Here is a 2,493-nt window from a genome sequence, read left to right as displayed (position 1 = left end):
GTAAGCGGTGTCTTGGTCCCACCTTCCGGATCAGAGCATGATTGACGATGTTGGCCGCGAACGAGGGCTTGAACATATGTCGATTTCACAGCTTACGCTTACATCCAGCGATGAAGAGCCGGTTCGGCGGTTCGAGGTTTTCACGGGCAGCGGCCGTCGGCGGAAGTGCAGCGACGAGCGCAAGGCTGAGATCGTCGCCGAGAGTTATGAGCCGGGCGTGACGGTCTGCGCTGTGGCTCGGCGTCATGGATTGACCCCGCAGCAATTGTTCAGCTGGCGTCGTGTCGCCCGCAAGCCGCTTGAGGCTGCGCCAGGCGTTGACGTTCCGCTGTTTGCGCCCGCAGTGCTGGAGGTTCCTGCGAAGGCGGTGGCGAAGGAGCCTGAACGGGCGGGAGCATCGAGAAAGAAGTCTTGCAGCGGCGCAATCGAATTGGAGATTGGCGGGGCGATCGTGAGGATCGCATCCGGCGCGGACGCCGCTACGATTGCCGCCGTCATTCAGGCAGTGAAGGCACAGTCGTGATCGGGCCTTCGGGAGCGGTAAAGGTCATGGTCGCCACCCGGCCTGTCGATTTCCGCAAAGGCGCGGAGGGCCTGGCGGCGCTGGTCAAGGCCGAGATGGGTGCCGACCCGTTCTCCGGCACGATCTACGTGTTCCGGGCCAAGCGCGCGGACCGGATCAAGCTGGTCTTCTGGGATGGCAGCGGCGTATGCCTGGTGTCCAAGAGGCTTGAGGATGGTGAGTTCCACTGGCCCAAAATGCAGGACGGCGCGATGCGCCTGACCGCCGCTCAGTTCTCGGCATTGTTCGAGGGACTGGATTGGAAGCGCGTTCATGCGCCGATCGAGGCGCGTGTCCCGGAGAAGGCCGGATAGCCGCCCGCGACCAATTGATCAGCCGCGTCAACACCCTCGTCCTGGGCGTCGAACTGTGCTGTTGTCGTGCCATGACAATGACGGCCGACGAGCTTCCCGACGACCTGAACGCGCTCAAGGCCATGGTGCTTTCGCGCGAGGCGGAGAATGCCCGGCTGCGGCAGATCATCAAGGAATTGCAGCGCCATCGCTTTGGCCGTCGCGCCGAGACGCTTCCCGAGGATCAGCTTCTCCTAGGGCTCGAGGAAGCCGAGCAGGTCGAGGCGGACGCTCTGGAAGCTGAGGAGCAGGAAGCGAGCGATCTGCGCCGGGAGCGGGTCGCCAGGCGGCGGATAAACCGCGGTGCTCTTCCTGCCCATCTGCCGCGCATCGATCTGGTCATCGACATCGAGAGCCATGACTGTCCCTGCTGCGGCAACGGCCTGCATCGGATCGGCGAGGACATCAGCGAGAAGCTCGACATCGTTCCGGCCCAGTTCCGCGTTCTGGTGACGCGCCGTCCCAAATATGCCTGCCGTGCCTGTGAAGAAGTCGTCGTCCAGGCTCCGGCTCCCGCGCGGTTGATCGAAGGCGGCATTCCGACCGAAGCGACCGTCGCCCAGGTGCTGGTCTCCAAATATGCCGATCACCTGCCACTCTACAGGCAAGCGCAAATCTACAAGCGCCAGGGAATTGATCTCGACCGTTCGACGCTTGCCGACTGGGTCGGCCGCGCCGCATGGCATCTGCGCCCGGTTCATCAAAGGTTGCTCGAACACCTCAAGACCTCGTCCAAGCTCTTCGCCGACGAGACGACCGCCCCGGTGCTCGATCCGGGTCGGGGGAGGACGAAGACTGGACAGCTCTGGGCCTATGCTCGCGATGACAGGCCATGGCAGGGAGCCGATCCGCCCGGTGTCGTCTATGTCTACGCGCCCGATCGCAAAAGCGAACGACCGATGGCGCATCTCAATGGCTTCGTCGGCGTGCTGCAGGTGGACGGATACTCGGGCTATCGAGCGCTCGCTGCCGGCAACACTGTGTCGCTGGCATTCTGCTGGAGCCATGTGCGCCGGCGCTTCTACGAACTGGCGTCGGCTGGTCCCGCGCCCATCGCCAGCGAAACGCTCAGGCGCATCGCCGAACTCTACCGGATCGAGGACGATATCCGCGGCAGGATGCGCGAGGAACGCCGCGCCGTCCGGCAGGAGAAGAGCCGCCCGATCGTCGACGACCTCGCGCCTTGGCTGACCGAGCAACTCGCCCGGATCAGCCAGAAGACCAAGCTCGCCGAAGCTATCCGTTACACGTTGTCACGCTGGGATGGGCTCACCCGCTTCATAGATGACGGCCGCATCGAGATCGACTCCAACACCGTCGAGCGTTCCATCAGGCCGATAGCCCTCAATCGGAAAAATGCGTTGTTCGCAGGTTCCGATGCTGGCGCTGAGCATTGGGCGACCATCGCCTCGCTCATCGAAACTGCCAAGCTCAACGACATCGAACCGATGGCATACATTACCGACGTCATCACCAAGGTCATCAACGGCCATCCAAATAGCCGGATCGATGACCTTATGCCATGGGCCTATGCCGAGAAGCCCATCTCAAAGGCCGTGGCCTAAGAACACCGCTTAC

General features: G+C 63.0%; 2 protein-coding genes and 1 pseudogene. All 3 read left to right on the top strand.

Features of this window, described 5'->3' with window-relative positions; all coding sequences use genetic code 11:
* Positions 1–154: 154 nt before the first annotated feature.
* Positions 155–523, top strand: a pseudogene (locus B9A97_RS29150) (transposase); the annotation flags it as partial.
* Positions 520–876, top strand: coding sequence for an IS66 family insertion sequence element accessory protein TnpB (gene tnpB, locus B9A97_RS29145; protein WP_084369324.1), 357 nt, complete (start codon positions 520–522; stop codon positions 874–876). The pseudogene B9A97_RS29150 and the gene tnpB, both read left to right, overlap by 4 nt.
* A gap of 71 nt (positions 877–947) precedes the next feature.
* Positions 948–2,480, top strand: a complete 1,533-nt coding sequence (locus tag B9A97_RS29140; protein WP_084369325.1) for an IS66 family transposase — start codon at positions 948–950, stop codon at positions 2,478–2,480.
* Positions 2,481–2,493: the final 13 nt, after the last annotated feature.

Source organism: Rhizobium sp. RU36D (genome assembly GCF_900176345.1).
Taxonomy (GTDB): domain Bacteria; phylum Pseudomonadota; class Alphaproteobacteria; order Rhizobiales; family Rhizobiaceae; genus Allorhizobium.
This window is presented reverse-complemented; position numbering and strand designations above follow the sequence as displayed.

What these genes read in the sequence shown, in the direction of transcription:
- B9A97_RS29140 (WP_084369325.1), top strand. Translation starts at nt 948, where the DNA reads ATGACAATGACGGCCGACGAGCTTCCCGACGACCTGAACGCGCTCAAG.